Source organism: Lysinibacillus sp. BPa_S21 (assembly GCF_023337795.1).
GTDB lineage: Bacteria > Bacillota > Bacilli > Bacillales_A > Planococcaceae > Lysinibacillus.
Genome location: NZ_JALIRS010000004.1, coordinates 52403 through 67226, shown reverse-complemented (window position 1 = coordinate 67226; position 14824 = coordinate 52403). Strand labels below are relative to the sequence as shown.

The 14824-nt window shown below is 36.9% G+C and carries 17 protein-coding genes; 11 read left to right on the top strand and 6 right to left on the bottom strand.

Translation table 11 applies throughout. The annotated features are described in order from the left end of the window. Nucleotides 1-70: 70 nt before the first annotated feature. The gene (locus MOK21_RS08780) at nucleotides 71-1702 is read right to left on the bottom strand and encodes a Na/Pi cotransporter family protein (RefSeq protein WP_249073567.1); all 1632 of its coding nucleotides are present in this window, start codon (nucleotides 1700-1702) and stop codon (nucleotides 71-73) included. Between the two features lie 308 nt (nucleotides 1703-2010). Here MOK21_RS08780 and MOK21_RS08775 point away from each other — a divergent pair, with 308 nt between their 5' ends. The 4 genes from MOK21_RS08775 to MOK21_RS08760 all read left to right on the top strand — a co-directional run bounded on the left by MOK21_RS08775 (nucleotide 2011) and on the right by MOK21_RS08760 (nucleotide 4723). Then, nucleotides 2011-2529 (top strand): DUF1189 family protein, encoded by a 519-nt coding sequence (locus MOK21_RS08775; RefSeq protein WP_249073566.1) that lies wholly within the window; start codon nucleotides 2011-2013, stop codon nucleotides 2527-2529. Between the two features lie 53 nt (nucleotides 2530-2582). Next, entirely contained in the window at nucleotides 2583-2927 is a 345-nt protein-coding gene (locus MOK21_RS08770) for a hypothetical protein (RefSeq protein WP_249073565.1), read from the top strand. A 95-nt stretch (nucleotides 2928-3022) separates the two neighbouring features. Next, nucleotides 3023-4138 (top strand): flavodoxin-dependent (E)-4-hydroxy-3-methylbut-2-enyl-diphosphate synthase, encoded by a 1116-nt coding sequence (gene ispG / locus MOK21_RS08765; RefSeq protein ID WP_249073564.1) that lies wholly within the window; start codon nucleotides 3023-3025, stop codon nucleotides 4136-4138. Nucleotides 4139-4150: 12 nt separating this feature from the next. After that, complete coding sequence (locus tag MOK21_RS08760; protein ID WP_249073563.1) at nucleotides 4151-4723, top strand: 5' nucleotidase, NT5C type; 573 nt, start codon at nucleotides 4151-4153, stop codon at nucleotides 4721-4723. A gap of 40 nt (nucleotides 4724-4763) precedes the next feature. Here MOK21_RS08760 and MOK21_RS23730 read toward each other — a convergent pair whose 3' ends face one another. Next, nucleotides 4764-4892 carry a hypothetical protein gene (locus MOK21_RS23730; protein WP_283164663.1) on the bottom strand — a complete coding sequence of 43 codons (129 nt, stop codon included), beginning with the start codon at nucleotides 4890-4892 and terminating at the stop codon, nucleotides 4764-4766. 194 nt (nucleotides 4893-5086) lie between these two features. On the opposite strand from MOK21_RS23730, the gene MOK21_RS08755 reads away from it, so the two are divergent. Continuing rightward, nucleotides 5087-5572, top strand: coding sequence for a hypothetical protein (locus MOK21_RS08755; protein WP_249074081.1), 486 nt, complete (start codon nucleotides 5087-5089; stop codon nucleotides 5570-5572). Nucleotides 5573-5819: 247 nt separating this feature from the next. On the opposite strand, the gene MOK21_RS08750 is transcribed toward MOK21_RS08755, so the two are convergent. Next, nucleotides 5820-6398 (bottom strand): YdcF family protein, encoded by a 579-nt coding sequence (locus tag MOK21_RS08750; protein WP_249073562.1) that lies wholly within the window; start codon nucleotides 6396-6398, stop codon nucleotides 5820-5822. A 363-nt stretch (nucleotides 6399-6761) separates the two neighbouring features. Between MOK21_RS08750 and MOK21_RS08745 the strand changes: the two genes are divergently transcribed. The 4 genes from MOK21_RS08745 to MOK21_RS08730 all read left to right on the top strand — a co-directional run bounded on the left by MOK21_RS08745 (nucleotide 6762) and on the right by MOK21_RS08730 (nucleotide 9682). Next, nucleotides 6762-7166 (top strand): MerR family transcriptional regulator, encoded by a 405-nt coding sequence (locus tag MOK21_RS08745; protein ID WP_308221913.1) that lies wholly within the window; start codon nucleotides 6762-6764, stop codon nucleotides 7164-7166. Nucleotides 7167-7198: 32 nt separating this feature from the next. Next, the gene (locus MOK21_RS08740) at nucleotides 7199-8527 is read left to right on the top strand and encodes a hemolysin family protein (protein ID WP_249073561.1); all 1329 of its coding nucleotides are present in this window, start codon (nucleotides 7199-7201) and stop codon (nucleotides 8525-8527) included. A gap of 158 nt (nucleotides 8528-8685) precedes the next feature. Beyond that, complete coding sequence (locus tag MOK21_RS08735) at nucleotides 8686-9090, top strand: hypothetical protein (RefSeq protein WP_249073560.1); 405 nt, start codon at nucleotides 8686-8688, stop codon at nucleotides 9088-9090. A 139-nt stretch (nucleotides 9091-9229) separates the two neighbouring features. After that, nucleotides 9230-9682 (top strand): helix-turn-helix transcriptional regulator, encoded by a 453-nt coding sequence (locus MOK21_RS08730; protein WP_249073559.1) that lies wholly within the window; start codon nucleotides 9230-9232, stop codon nucleotides 9680-9682. A gap of 291 nt (nucleotides 9683-9973) precedes the next feature. Here the strand turns inward: MOK21_RS08730 and MOK21_RS08725 are convergent, their stop codons facing one another. Next, nucleotides 9974-10456 (bottom strand): immunoglobulin-like domain-containing protein, encoded by a 483-nt coding sequence (locus MOK21_RS08725; RefSeq protein ID WP_249073558.1) that lies wholly within the window; start codon nucleotides 10454-10456, stop codon nucleotides 9974-9976. A gap of 305 nt (nucleotides 10457-10761) precedes the next feature. Here MOK21_RS08725 and MOK21_RS08720 point away from each other — a divergent pair, with 305 nt between their 5' ends. Continuing rightward, entirely contained in the window at nucleotides 10762-11496 is a 735-nt protein-coding gene (locus MOK21_RS08720; RefSeq protein ID WP_249073557.1) for a metallophosphoesterase, read from the top strand. Nucleotides 11497-11517: 21 nt separating this feature from the next. Here the strand turns inward: MOK21_RS08720 and cyoE are convergent, their stop codons facing one another. Continuing rightward, entirely contained in the window at nucleotides 11518-12468 is a 951-nt protein-coding gene (gene cyoE, locus MOK21_RS08715; RefSeq protein WP_249073556.1) for a heme o synthase, read from the bottom strand. 329 nt (nucleotides 12469-12797) lie between these two features. Between cyoE and proC the strand changes: the two genes are divergently transcribed. After that, the gene (proC, locus tag MOK21_RS08710) at nucleotides 12798-13598 is read left to right on the top strand and encodes a pyrroline-5-carboxylate reductase (protein WP_249073555.1); all 801 of its coding nucleotides are present in this window, start codon (nucleotides 12798-12800) and stop codon (nucleotides 13596-13598) included. Between the two features lie 348 nt (nucleotides 13599-13946). Here proC and MOK21_RS08705 read toward each other — a convergent pair whose 3' ends face one another. Continuing rightward, a complete protein-coding gene (locus tag MOK21_RS08705; protein WP_249073554.1) occupies nucleotides 13947-14600 on the bottom strand; it encodes an alpha/beta hydrolase in 654 nt (217 codons plus the stop codon). Nucleotides 14601-14824: the final 224 nt, after the last annotated feature.

Sequence of the window (14824 nt, the reverse complement as noted above, 5' to 3'; positions counted from 1 at the left end):
TCCTAATTAACCAGCATAAAATTAAGCATTGCCTTTTATACGAATCCACAAAGCTAAAAGTTTCGTTCATTTATTGTCGAATCCCCAAAATGGAGTCCGCTATATTTACAGCATGATCTCCTATACGCTCTAAATTGCTAACGATATCTGTATAGACGATTCCTGCCGCTCCATTACATTCACTTGTATTTAAACGCGCAATATGCTTTTGTCTTAGTTTATCTTCCATATCATCTATTAAGCTTTCGAGCTCAGTTACTTCCTGTGCCAAACTCAAACTGGCAGTATCTAGCGCCGCGATACTCTTTCGTACAGCTTCAATAGCTAAGCTAAACATCCCTATTAAATCTTGTCGAGCTGACTTACTTAAACTTACCTCATGATGATCTTTATATTGTAAAAGCTCTAAAATATTTTCAAAATGATCGCCAATTCGTTCGATGTCTCGCACATTTGTTAGAAGGGTATGGTGTCTTACTGAGTCTGCTCGAGAAAGTGGTTGCTTAGACACCATCACTAAATAATTCGTAATTTCCTTGTCCAAATGATCGAGGGCTACTTCTAATTGTAAAACAGTAGGAACATGAGCAGCCTCACCCGTTTTCATATATAAAAATGTTTCCTCTAAACCATGAAGTGCATGTTCCCCCATACGTAACACTTCCTCCTTCGCTTGCCCTAAAGCAATCGCTGGAGAGGAATCAATGAATGATGGATCTAAATGCTTTGTTGTCACATCAATATTTCCATCATGCCCAGGCACTAACTTCGTGACAAGTACAGCCAATCCTCCGATAAATGGTAGTTGGATCATCATATTAATCAAGTTAAATGAGCCATGTGCTAACGCTATTTGCATTTTCGCTTCTAAGTGGAATAGCCCGCTAATCCACTGAACGTAATGCATAAATGGGGTAAAAAACAGCATGAAAATGATTGTACCTATAATATTAAATAGCACATGTGCTGCCGCCGCACGTTTAGCATATATAGAAGCACCAAGTGAAGCTAATACTGCTGTTATGGTCGTGCCTATATTTTCACCAAATAAAATAGGTAAAGCATTCTCTAAGCCAATCAAATGCTCAGCGTATAAGCCTTGCAGCACACCAACAGTTGCTGTTGAGCTTTGGACAAGCAATGTAAAAACCGTTCCAAGGAAAATCCCTAAAATAGGCAGATTACTTAGATGTAGCGTTAACGTTGCAAAGTCCGCTAATTGATGAAGTGACTGCATGCTTGCACTCATTAACTCTAATCCTAAAAATAGTCCGCCGAAGCCAAATAATATTTGCCCGATATACTGATACGTCGCCTTCTTAAAGAAAAATAACAACCCTGCTCCAATCGCCAATAACGGATAAAAATAGATGCCGATATCAATACCAATAATAAATGAAGTTATTGTCGTTCCAATATTTGCCCCCATAATGACACCGATTGCTTGACGCAATGTTAAAAAACCTGCGCTCACTAGTCCAACCGTTATTACCGTCGTTGCAGAGCTCGACTGGATACAAATCGTCACAATTATGCCTACTAACACGCCCATTAAAGGATTTGTTGTAAAACGATTCAACCATTCACGCAGCCGATCATCTGCTGATTTTTGGAGACCATCCCCCATAAATTTAATGGAAAATAAAAAGACTCCTAAACCGCCTAAAAATTGAAACAGTATGCTTTGCCAATCTATTGTCAATTGTATTCGCTCCAATTCCTACATCTCTACTTCTAATCTTTAAATGATAGTTTAGAAAAAGTAAAGAAAACCTTTAACTTCTTTACACAATATTAACATTTCATTGAATCATCACCAAAAAGTGTGGTTGATGTCCTAGGTGCGCCCAGTCTCCACTCCAATCAACTTATTTACATAGTATATGTTTTAACAAAAGTCATCCACCACTTTTGGTGAACATTTGATTATCGTATTCTCAGCAATTATTACTTATTTCATATCTTGTCAAAGTTGAACATGGTAGAATAGCGATTGGAGGAGATATGCTTATGAAACACTCACAACTATTGATCGATAGCTTAATTCATCCCAAAAAACTTGCTGCCTATCGTTTATTACCTATCGGAAAAGTCATTCAATATACCTTTCTTCTAATTACTATTGTGACTGTTTTCTCTTTTGGTCGTTTCACAGCCGGGATGTCGGTTGATACATTTGATATGAATAGTTTAAATGGTATAACTGAATACATAGAAGGCGTTAAATGGGTATTGTATCCCGTGACATTCATTATGCTTTTTGTTTTTACAACGATGCTTATTTTTGCACAAATAGCTCTCTATGCCTTAGCAGGTCTACTGATTTTAAAAGTCATGAAACGTCGCGGAGAATACCGACACATTTGGCGTACTTCAACATTTGCCATGACTTGGGCAATTCTAATAAGTATGCTATCAGATTATCTACCGATAAACAGTACAATTATTTCTGTTTTTTCTTTACTGTTAACTATGACTCTACTAATCATAGCCATCACAAAATATCCAAAACAACCAATTACAAAATAATAGGCATGAATTCCCTCTCTTCTAAATATAGTGTTAGAAAAGGAGGGGATTATTTGCGTGCTTTAGTGTTAACAGCTATTATCATTATTTTTGCTTTTGTCGCGAAAGTAGATTTGACAGAAGGTTCACTACATCTTGCTGCCTTTTATCCAAAAAATAAAGAAAATGCCCTTTGTGAAAAGCAGCGAGAACCAAATTATATTACTGTACAGACAATTCAAGGCGATACCATTCACAGTTTATTTGCACTCCATCCTGCCAAAGTACCCATGACCTTTCCAGAACGTTTACAATTATTTTATGAATTAAACCCTCATTTACAATTACAGGCACTCGTTCCTGGTGAAAATATTAAGCTTCCACTGTCATTTGAATTTGAAAACAAATGCGGAAATTGAAAAGTTAACGTTTCTTCCTTGTCCTTATTTTCTTACACTGCTAAAATAAATGTCAGTGACGGTCGAAAGTAAGGCCCGAAAAGGAGAGAAAGTTAATGAGTGAAATTTGTCACCGTACAAATACACGTCCAGTGCGTGTCGGTAATTTAACAATTGGTGGTAGTAATGAATTATTCATTCAAAGTATGTGTACAACAAAAACACATGATGTAGAAGCAACAGTAGCAGAAATTCTTCGTCTTGAGGAAGCAGGCTGTCAAATTGTACGCGTCGCGGTACCAGATGAGCGTGCAGCTGATGCGATTGCAGACATAAAAAAACGTATCAATATTCCATTAGTAGCTGATATTCACTTTGATTATAAATTAGCATTAAAAGCAATTGAAAATGGTATCGATAAAGTTCGTATTAACCCAGGTAATATTGGACGTAAGGAAAAAGTAGAAGCTGTTGTTAATGCGGCTAAGGCAAAAGGTATTCCAATCCGTATCGGGGTAAACGCTGGTTCATTAGAGCGTCATATTTTAGAAAAATACGGTTACCCTACTGCAGACGGTATGGTAGAATCTGCTCTTCACCATATTAAAATTTTGGAAGACTTGGACTTCCACGATATTATCGTATCGATGAAGGCATCTGACGTAAATCTAGCGATTGAAGCCTATGAAAAAGCGTCTAAGGCCTTTAATTATCCTCTACATTTAGGAATTACTGAATCAGGAACATTATTTGCTGGTACAGTAAAATCAGCAGCTGGCCTAGGTGCTATCCTTTCAAAAGGTATTGGTAATACATTACGTATTTCACTATCTGCAGACCCTGTTGAAGAGGTAAAAGTAGCACGTGAGCTATTAAAATCATTCGGTCTTGCCTCTAATATGGCAACGCTTATTTCTTGCCCAACATGCGGTCGTATCGAAATTGATTTAATCTCAATTGCCAATGAAGTAGAAGAATATATTTCGAAACTAAATGTACCGTTAAAGGTAGCTGTACTAGGTTGTGCGGTAAACGGTCCTGGTGAAGCACGTGAAGCCGATATAGGTATTGCTGGTGCTCGTGGTGAAGGTTTACTATTTATGAAGGGCAAAACAGTTCGTAAAGTCCCTGAAGAAACAATGGTAGAAGAGCTGAAAAAAGAGATCGATAAATTAGCAGCTGAAATGGCAGAAAAACGCGCGGCCGAAGAAGCTGAAAAAGCAAACGCCTAAGGAGGTGTTAGCATGAAAAAGCCACGCTTTGGAATTGATATCGATGGAACGGTGACATGTCCTAGTACACTCATTCCACATATCAATAAACAATACAATGTAAATATCACACTTGACGATGTGTGCGAATATGATTTTTTATCAGCATTTCCCCACCCCGTTGATCGTGTAGCATTCAATACATGGTTTAAAGAAAATGAGCCATTTATGTACGAAGTATCTGAAGCAGCTAAAGATGCGAAAGATATTTTAAATACTTGGAAAGAAAACTACGAACTTTATTACATCTCTGCCCGTGGTGAGAATGTATCAGATGTTACGGTAAATTGGTTTAAATCACAATCTATTCCGTATGATCATATCGAACTCATCGGTAGTCACGATAAAGTTTCAGTAGCAAAAAAACATAGTGTTGAGGCATTTTTCGAAGATAAGCATGATAATGCAGTCATGCTTGCGGAGGAATTAAACATACCAGTTGTGTTATTTGACACGCCGTATAATCGTCTTGCGGTTCCAGACAATGTCGTGCGCGTTTATAACTGGCAGGAAGCCAACCAATTTATCACAAACTATTTTAAATAAACAAAGGAGTCGTGTTCAGCATTGAACACGACTCTACTTTTTATACATCAAGTATCCCTCGTAACCATCGCTCCACGAAATTTTCAAAGGTAATGCCATATTTTTCATAAACAGCATGATATACGAAATAAACGCCTAATCGCTCAAGTAATTCATCATTAATCTTCATCACAAACCACTCCTTCTCTCGAATTCACTAAATTTTCAGTTACTTAAAAATCCAAATTCTTGTACATTCTTGAGGAGGTCACATCGTTGCAAAACCGTCACAATCTGCCGCCCTCATGCCCTTTTTTCATAGTTTTCTTTTCGTTAATATAGTAGTAACAACTTGCAATACTGGAGGGACTACTTGTGAGATGGATGATAAAGATAGCTTGTATAACAAGTCTTTGCGTGCTGCTAGCTGGCTGTGGTAATCGACTATCTGAAATTAAAGACGCAGTTTCAGGCATTAATTCAGCAGCAGAAACTGCAGCCAGTGCAGTTGGTCGTGATGTACATGCTATACGGGCAATTGCCATTGACTATAAAGATACATCCTTTACAGTTAATGACCTATTTAAAACTATTTTACGTGACGTACGCTGGGATTATGACGCTGAAAAAAGTGAGCTCCATGTGAGAGGCACATGGCAAGCACCACTATTTTCTGAACAACAGTGGGATGATACGATGAAAAAACAACTAGCAGAAACAGGCGTAGTAAAGATAAAATGCACCATTAAGGACGATAAAATTGATAGTGCTCTCACAAATGTAACACTTATTTTTAATGATGAAACGATTCTTAAAATGAATGGGGAAGATGCACTACATCACCTCTATGATACATATTTACAAAAATAAAGTCCGTAGCTTTTACACAAGGCTATTTTCTCAAAAAAAAGACAGATTTAATCTACAAACGGGTAGAGGAAATTCTGTCTTTTTGTTTTGATTTTTGATATTTCACGAATCGAAACCTTTACCCACCATCCACGCAATAAAATTGTTATTCCTATTTTGTGCTATCAACTACAGCAATTTCTGATTTGAAATTCCTTGACAGTATCATTGTCTCGTTGCAGCTCTTTCTAGGCTGTATTCTATGAGGCTAGGTGAGGATATGTATTTTTTCTAAATAATACTTCACGATCGCTAAATATTCTCTGGAGTAATACTTAATACGAAATTCAGAGGGTGTTGCAGCTGGTAAGCCGGTAACGTTAAGTCCTAAATCTTCACCAATAGATTCGGCGCGATATAGATGAAATCGATTTGTCACAACTACAACTGTGGCATCTTTGTCTATGTAATCCATTGAATACTGAAAGTTTTCAAGCGTACGAGTCGAATTCGATTCGGTGATAATTCGCTTTTCTTCAATACCTAATTGCATTAATGATTCTTTAATGACAGAGGCTTCAGAGACAATTTCGTCCTGTCCCTGGCCGCCCGAAGCGATGGCAATTGTATTTGGATTTTCTTTTAAATAGGCTGCTGCAGTCTTGATGCGCTCGTACAGTAGACTAGACGGTTGATCCCCCGATAAACGTGTACCTAAAATAATGAGGTAATCTGCATTTTCTATCGCAGTATCTTTACCTTGAGACACAATCAGTAAGTGTAGGCAAAGGAAAAAAACAAATACTGCCGAGAGCAATATAGTGATAAGTTTGAATACCTTCTTCATAATAACCGTTAATTCCCCTCCCATTTACGCTGTAACGATTGACATTACATAAATTATCGGTAGTAAATTTCAAAATATGCGATAGATCCTATAGCGTAGTTTATATTATTCATTTCATCCACCACGATTAAATTGAAACAACACACTATCCACTTCTTTAATCTTAATAACCTAACCTACTTTATAGCAAGTCAAATAAATTTATTGCCATAATAATTTTTAAGAACTTCCTATTTTTATGTTCATCAAAAAATAAGCCTCTGAAAAATCTTACAATTTAGAAATATCAGGTTCTTCCGTTTGAAACTAACCGAACTCTCCAGTTATAATTAAAGTATCACGTGATGGTTCGGAGGTGTTTGTATTGGGACAGAGAGATTAAAAATTGGCGAACTTGCAGAAAAAACGGGAATTACAAAAAGAACAATCGATTATTATACAAACATTGGCTTATTAGAAGCAGAACGTTCTGCATCCAATTATCGCTACTATGCCCCTGCAATGATTGAACGGCTTCATTTTATTGAGCAACGCAAACAGCAAGGTCTTTCACTCATAAATATACAACATGAGCTAAACATCACTCCGCATGAAGAAATCGATGTACAAACGCTACGTGTAAAAATGCAAGACTTAGAGCAGGATGTAACTTTTCTACTTGAACAAATAAACAAACAAGACAATCAAGATATTGAAAAGATTAAAAAACATGTTTCTCCCGAAAGTATTGCTCTCATGCAATCTTTACTTTTACTTATTCATAATTAGGAGGTGACGTTCTGTTCATACAGAACGACTATTTGGAGACCATACTCAACTTATCGATTTTCACCATTTTATTAGCTTTAACTGGCTTTTTCGTGGCAACGGAATTTGCCATAGTAAAAGTACGTTCCTCAAGGCTTGACCAATTAATTGCGGAAGGCAATAAAAGAGCCATTTCTGCAAGGTATGTTGTTAATCATTTAGACGAATACTTATCTGCCTGTCAGCTTGGTATTACTGTCACAGCGCTTGGTATCGGGATGGTCGGTGAAAAAACCTTTGAATTTATGCTTCACCCTCTTTTTAACTTGGTTGGCATTCCAGATAAATATATGACGGTCTTTACGATTGGTAGTGCTTTTGCCATCGCAACATTTTTACATGTTGTTGTCGGAGAGTTGGCTCCAAAGACTGCTGCGATTCAAAAAGCTGAAACGATTACACTCCATTTTGCTAAACCGATTATGTGGTTCTATAAAGTAATGTACCCATTTATCTGGTTCTTGAACGGTTCAGCTCGAGTATTAGTTGGCATGTTTGGGATGAAGCCTGCTTCAGAGCATGAGTTATCACATACAGAAGAAGAATTACGATTACTACTATCTGAAAGCTTTGAAAGTGGAGAAATCAATAAAACAGAGCTAAAGTTTGTGAATAATGTCTTTGAATTTGATGAACGTATTGCTCGTGAGATTATGGTACCTCGAACAGAGATTGTTGGAATTGAAAAAGATGAATCTTTTACAAATATGATTCATTTTATCGCCGCTGAGAAATATACTCGTTATCCTGTTTATGATGGTGATCGTGATAATATTTTGGGCTTTATCAACGTCAAAGAATTGTTTACTCATAGTTTGCTTGAGCAACTGACAGACGATTCATTAATCCTTGAAGATTTCATTAATCCTGTTATACGAGTAATTGAAACGATTCCTATTCAAGAATTACTAGTGCGTATGCAAAAAGAGCGAATTCATATGGCCATTTTAATGGATGAATACGGCGGGACATCGGGACTTGTAACCGTTGAGGATATTTTAGAAGAAATTGTTGGTGAGATTCGCGATGAATTCGACGATGATGAAATTGCAGAAATTCGAAAAGTAAGTGATAATCACTATATTTTAAATGCAAAAATGCTCATTGAAGATGTTGAAAAGCTATTAAATGTAACCCTGGAAGCAGAAGAAGTCGGAACATTGGGCGGTTGGTTTTTAACAGTAAATAACGGCATTAAAGCTACTAAAAATATTGAGCTGGCCCCTTATATATTTAGTATTTATGAACAACAAGGGCATCGGATTGATTACATCGAGGTTCGTCCTCTTCGCAATATGTTACCTACTGTACTAGAAGCATAATCAGGTTTTCTTAATAGTTTATAACAATTTTGCTTCACCAGTATCATTCAAATAGGGCTATTCCAGTTTTTCCAAATACTTTTGTCCCATTCCATTATTAGGCATATCCATATATAATTAATATATGGATATGATTCTATTTTCAGGGGGCAATACATATGAAATTGTTTAAACTCTATCATTCGGACGGTATTCACATCATTACCGATGTTAAAAAACACAAAACCAACATCGAATTAAAAACAATTACTGGTGAAATATTATATATTATCGTAGTTACAGATGAAAACTACACAGTGTACGATGATCGCTTTGCTGGTGCTTCAAAGCAATTAAATTCTGTAGAGGCATTTGATATTGATGGAAACTTCCGTAGCCTAGATTTTGATAATATGCGTTCACTCTTCAAAGAGGCTTTTACAAAGCTATTACAAGAAATTGCAGAATGTGTCAATGATAATGATGAACTAGTAGATATTGATACATTACGTCATAAAGTAAGCGCTCAAATTAAAGGGATCCATTTCCGTGTTATTTCTGACACGAAAAAATACGAAATTTAACTATTTTGCAGACTGTCCAATGAAAAGAATTGCTGGGCAGTCTGTTTTTTTACGTTTTAATTTCCCGCGAAACAAAAAACACCTCTGACCACTTTCATGTATAATAGTATTTAACTATCTGAAAGAAAGGGTGTTTTGGATGAATCGTGAGCAATTAGTCACACTTATTTCAGAAAAACTGAAATTAATCCGTACCGAAAAAGATTTAACACAGGATCAGATGAGTGATTTACTAGGACTTTCTAAAAAAACACTTGTTCAAATTGAAAAAGGTCGTATTTCTACTGGCTGGACCACAACCGTTGCGGTGTGCGCTTTATGCAGAGAAAGCACAATTTTACAGCATGAACTTGGCGGGGATCCACTTGAGGTCGTCGACTTAATCGCTAATAACGGCACATTACAGCCAAAGGAAAAGACGATGGGTGGATACATATGGTGGAAAAATCTTAGCGAGTACAAAGGTTATCGTCTACAACAAAACGTCATTAGTCAGCATTTTCGAATTTTAGATACAAACAACTATCGACTACTATCAACATTCGATGAGTCAATAGCCAAGCAAGTTTGGGAAGACTATAAAAAAGACTAAAACTCGCTACTACCATAGAAACATTACGGCCAAATACTTTTAGGTTTTACGCAAGTAGCATTAAAGAAACTTTGTTTAGGCTGCACGATACTGCCAGTGATGGCGCTCTATTTAAATCTTTTATTTCCTATATTTGATATTCTCTAAAAGACTGCTACTATTCATAAAACAGAGTTACTCTACAAAATGTGTAGAATCAACTCTGTTTTACATATTATAAATCGCATTCAACAAAGGCACTCCGTTACTTTAAGGTACAATATTTCGTTCTTACATACTAATTTTGTTTCGTTAATCAACTGTAAACTCCGCTGTCAAATGATACTTGTCATAGCCCCCAGCGTTTCTAAAATCCAGCATTTCTTTCACTATTCGGTATTCACCGTGATCTATACTTCCATAGAGCCCCTCCCACTTCACTTGCCATTCCTTAGCAACCGAAGAATCCAAGCTATAGCCAATATCATTAAAAGCGGGGTTCCCATCAAAGGCAAATGGAACTTGGTACCATTTCCCCTTGATTTTCTTTTCCAACAAATAATATTCACCATAGATAATTTGCTTGTTGTAGTTATTCTCAAATGTCACCGTCAATCCAGTAGAAGTGACCGTTCCTTCCTTTACAATCATCGTTACTCCCTCAAGGTTGTTGACAGTTCCGTATATTGTTTGTTCCCAGTCAGTTGTCGGTTCTCTTGTTTGATCGTCTAGTTCTTCGGAACAACCGACTAATACAAAACTAATGACCGCCAATACGATAAAAATTCTTTTCAAATTTTCTCCCCCTTTACTATTTAGACATTGATTTTTGATTAAAGTTTCAAAAACCTAACTTCACCAAACTGCTTCGTTAGCTGAATAGCAAGCTGTAGCAAATTCCACATCTATTCCCAACACTTTAGACGAACGAATACAGAAATGGAATCATTTCGTCATATGATAAAGAATAACTAGAAACCTTTATATGTTGTGATAACATTACAATCAAATATATGGTTAAAAGTTACATTAGTCGATATTTGTAAAACTATTCTCTATACTTATTAGTAGTTCTCTAATACTGGAAAGGATGCTCTTTTATGGATCGAATACTAGCAATTAGTGATATACATGGAGAAATAGAACTTTTTGAAGAATTATTATTAAAAGCTAATTATGATACTTCGCTAGATCAGCTATTTTTACTTGGCGATTATATTGATCGAGGGCCTGCATCTTGTGGCGTTTTAAACTTAGTGGGAGAATTACAAGGAAAAGGTGCACGTGTCTTACTAGGAAATCATGAAGCTATTATGCTAAAAGCATGTCGCTCTGGCCTTCCTAAACCATGGAATCATTGGGTAGCACTTTGCGGTGGCGAAGCAACACTCGCGAGCTATGGTTATCAGTTAGACGATTTTACGGAAGCTATTGAAAATGATACTCTACCTAGCTTTATTCAGACCTTACCAAAGCTAGAAGAACATTTACAGCTTATTGAAACTTTTGCTACTTATATCGAATTAGAGGATGCCGTTTTTGTACATGGCGGTGTTGTTCCTGGAGTAGCTTTGGCAGACACCGATCCTTTGCAATTTTTATGGATTCGCGAAGAATTTCATGTAGGTTATCAAGGCGAGAAAACTGTAATCTTTGGCCATACACCTACCTATAGACTTCACCAGAATCCAACAAATTACAGTGTCTATTTTGGTGAAAATAATATCATTGGTATAGATGGTGGAGCTGTTTTTGGAGGTCAGTTACACGCAATAGAATGGCCAAGTCGTCAAATTATCTCGGTGGAAAAGGAAAAGCCAACAAGTGTAGAATAACCTGTTGGCTTTTCGCGATTTCTAATACAATTTAAAAATAACACCTACTAAAGAGTACACGATAACCGTTGTAAATAAAATGGTCATATGGATAAGTGAGAAAACAAACATTTTTGTCGCCCACTTTATTTGATCTTTATTACTATGGTAACCGTAAATACTCATCACAAGCCATGCAATGCTTAGCAATAAAGCAACAAGCATAATGCCAACACTTAAAGTGCCAAATAAAAAGCTTGATAATATTAATAAGATTAAATAAAAGTTCGTTTGATAATAAGTACGACGCATCCCTTTTACAACTGGAAGCATTGGAACGTTAGCCGCTTCGTAATCAGCGTGCTTACGAATAGCAATGGCATAGAAGTGTGGCATCTGCCAAATGACCATCACTAAAAACAGGCCGAGTATTGCAGGGTGTGTAATATCAGAAGAAACTGCCGCCCAGCCAATGTACGCTGGAATCGCCCCTCCTATACTCCCAACTTCCGTGTTATAAATCGTATGTCGTTTTGTCCACATTGTATAAGGTACTACATATAAAAATACTCCTAAGAGACCAAATCCAGCAGCTAGTGGTGAAGCAAGAGCCAACACAGATGCCCCGATAATAAGCATGGCAAAAGCTAAAATTAGTGCTGATTTAGCTGACATTTCACCAGTTACAGTTGGTCGACTTTGCGTACGAGGCATCACAGAATCAATGTCGCGGTCGTACACATTATTAAATGCTCCAGCAGCACCAATAACAAGTGCTGAACCAATCGTTGCGAAAATAATTTCAGGTATATTCTCTACGAAAGTCATTTTATTTTTGTACATACCTAGCGTTAAACCAGCCCACATAGGAATTAAATTGGATTTAATGATTCCTGTTTTCACTGTCTGCGCTAAAATAGAAGAGCGTGAAGACTTTTCCAATGACTTCTCGGAAGTTTGTGGTTTATGCTCCGTTTTTAGATTTTGTTCCATTCATCTTAATTCCTTTTCTCTCTTAATTTCTACACGCTTTACCATTAGAAAGCGACAAATTTTGCATTAGACGTACCAAATTATTATTCTACCTCTTTTAGATAGAGTCTGTCTCAATGTTCACATAAAGTACATGATTTTCTTTATTCTTTATATTCAACCTAATGAAAAATAGAGATACACGTTCATTCACAACATCTTCTATGATACCACCGACTGCCGCGAATTTGAACCTTATTGGCTTGATTCTTTGCATATTACTATTCAAGTAAAACAATCTACTCTATACTAAGGTGTATGTTTTAACTATATGAAGGAGTGTCTACCACGTGAAATACGGATTTATCGGCCTTGGTAATATGACTACGGCCATTATTAAAGGAATGTGTAAAAGCGGAGATTTTGATCCTACTTTTATTTATGGCTATAATCGTACCAAAGCAAAAACAACAAAATTAGCAACCTCTTACGGCATTCAGGCAGCAAGCTCTATTGAAGATATTATGTCGAATTGTGACATCATTATCCTCGGTGTCAAACCCCAAATGTTACCAGATGTTTTACCTGAAGTGAAAAAGCATTTACAAGACAAGCATGTCATTGTTTCCATAGCTGCAGGTAAAAATGTTTCATATTTCCAAGGTTATTTATCTGAAGTTACACCTATTATTCGTGTAATGCCAAACATTAATGCGCTTATCGGTGCTTCCACTAGCTGCTTTACAGCAAGTGAGACAGTATTAGATGCACATCTTCAGCATGTCATCTCACTGTTTGAAACAGTCGGTACAATAATCGAGGTACCCGAACACTTATTTTCCATATTTACAACGATTGGTGGTGCTTCACCTGCATTCACCTATATGTATATCGACGCATTAGCACGTGCAGCTGTACGTGAAGGAATGCCAAAAAGCATGGCGCTTGATATTGCGGCAAATGCAGTACTCGGCAGTGCAAAAATGATTATCAAATCTCAGGAACACCCTTGGGCACTTGTTGATCAGGTATGCTCACCGGGAGGGACAACTATTCAAGGTGTGTCCTCATTACAAAGTAACCATTTTGAAACAACGATTCACGATGCCGTAGCTGCCGTGACTAACAAAGATCGAAGCTTATCAAAATAGGTCTTGAATGAATAGTAAAGAATAAAATGAAACCGAGACATCCTGCATGTCTCGGTTTTTTATGTTGGTTAAAAACTATTATGTTAATGAAATTAAGGTTTTAATATAGTATGGCTCTTCGGCAAAATGAGGGGTTGATTTCCGTTCCGACTGGGCGCTTTCCTGGGGGCGTCCGATGAGCCGCTTCGCTTCGCTGCAGGGTCTCATCTGTGACGCTAATCCCCGAGGAGTCGCCCAATCTCCACTCCAATCAACCACTTCACATAGCATATATCTTCTGGCATGGTACTTTAAATTATGGTTTTTAAGCGCCACAACTCCACAAAGATTTCCTTGACCATTTTGTTTTCATTGAATAGTATCTTGTAATTCCTGTGCTAAAAATGCAGTTAGATCACGTAGATTTTCTGGTGTAACACCATGCCCATCTGGATACTGTTTAAATGTCACAGTAGCACCAAATTGCTCAAATATTTCTTTACTTTCAGCGCCCCATTGTGATGGGATAACATAATCATAATCACCATGAGAAATAAATGCATGTAAATGATTGACGGAGCGAATTGCATATTCCTCTGTCACGAATTTTGGCGTGTAGCCACTTAATGCCACTATTCCTGTAATTAAATTGCCCATTACAAAAGCAAGTGACTGTGCCAAAACTGCGCCTTGACTGAATCCAAGCATGTACACTTTATGTGGATCAATTTGATATTCATCAATTGCCTCTAGTACAAATCGTTGTAGAGCAATTAACACTTTATCGAAAATTTCACGGTCTGGTTTACCGATATCTTGGATTGTGAAAAAAGCATAGCCAGGTTTTTGCGAAATAGGTCCACGTAAACTAATGATATGACATTGCTCTTTAAAGTCCTGCACTAATTGTGGTAAATCATCTTCATTACTACCCATTCCATGCAGTAAAAAAATCGCTGGATATTTTTTATTTGGATCCATATTTGTTGGTTGTGTATGTTTAAAAGTAAATGGTGTATTCATTTAAAAATTCCTTTCAGGTTAACTTAGTGTCACCTTATTATACTGCAAATAATATCTAGACAAAAACAGGATTGCTTCGTGTTAAGACATTAGAACACGATTTTTTATGTACGAAAGCTCCACGCAAGCACTTAATGGATAGAAAGGATACGTATAGAACGTATACTTTTAGCCTTCGTTCCTCTATCGGCTCGCTCCTAGGGACTGCAATCAACTTATATAAC